Source organism: Streptomyces sp. NPDC101166 (genome assembly GCF_044768125.1).
Taxonomy (GTDB): Bacteria; Actinomycetota; Actinomycetes; order Streptomycetales; family Streptomycetaceae; genus Streptomyces.
On sequence record NZ_JBIWPF010000235.1, the window covers coordinates 1 to 1171 of the forward strand.

General features: G+C 70.2%; 1 protein-coding gene. It reads right to left on the reverse strand.

Translation table 11 applies throughout. The features are described from left to right. Nucleotides 1-1171 (reverse strand): AMP-binding protein (locus ACIRS4_RS38005; RefSeq protein WP_404204812.1); only part of this gene is annotated, 1171 nt, incomplete at both ends.

A 1171-nucleotide genomic window follows, 5' to 3' on the forward strand; every position in this document is an offset into this window, starting at 1 on the left:
CGCCGTCGACTCCCGGGCGCAGCACCACGACCGCGTGCACGATCATGCCGCGGTCCTCGTCCGGTATCCCGATGACGGCGCTCTCGACCACGTCCGGATGCTGATCGAGGACCGCCTCGACCTCGGGGGCGCCGATGTTGTAACCGGCGGAGACGATCATGTCGTCGTTGCGCGCGTGGTACCAGAAGTAGCCGTCGGCGTCACGAGTGTAGGTGTCGCCGGTCAGGTTCCAGCCATTGCGCACGAAGTCCCGCTGGCGGCTGTCGGCGAGATACCGGCAGCCGGTCGGGCCGCGCACTGCGAGTCGGCCGGGTGTGCCGTCGGGCACGGGTTGACCGTCCTCGTCCTGGATTTCGGCGTGGAAGCCGGGGACGACGCGGCCGGTGGATCCGGGCCGGATGTCGTCGGCAGCGGCGATGAACACGTGCAGCATCTCGGTGCCGCCGATGCCGTTGATGATCGCCAGCCCGGTCCGGTCCCGGAACCGCTCGAAGACGTCCAGGGGCAGATGCTCACCCGCCGACACACAGCGCCGCAGCGATCGCAGGCGGTCGGTGTCATCGCGTTTGAGCAGTGCCTTGTAGGCGGTCGGCGCGGTGAAGAGCACGGTGACCGAAGAGTTCTCGATCGCCGCCACCAGCGCGTCGGGCTCGGGCTTCTCCAGCAGGACCACCGACGCTCCCACAGCGAGGGGGAAGATCACCAGCCCGCCGAGGCCGAAGGTGAACGCCAGCGGCGGTGTTCCGGTGAAGACGTCGTCGCGGTGCGGGCGCACGACCCGCGCGGAGAAGGTGTCGGCGATGGCCAGCACGTCGCGGTGGAAGTGCATGGTCGCCTTGGGGATTCCCGTCGTGCCCGAAGTGGGAGCGAGCAGCACGACGTCGTCGGCGGCGGTCGGCACGTCGGCGTGGTCCACGGGTTTGGTTGCGGCCCTGCGGATGAGGTCGTCCGCGCCGGGACCGCCGAACACGGCGATCGGCAGGCCGGGGTCGGCCGCGGCCAGTTCGCCGAGCAGCCGGTGATCGCACAGCGCGAGGGACGGACGGGTCAGCTCGATCAGTTCGCCCAGTTCGGGTGCGCGCAGCAGGGGCATGGTGGTCACCACCACGCCACCGGCCTTCACCACGCCGAACCAGCAGGCGACCAGCCACGCCGTGTTGGGTGCGCGCAG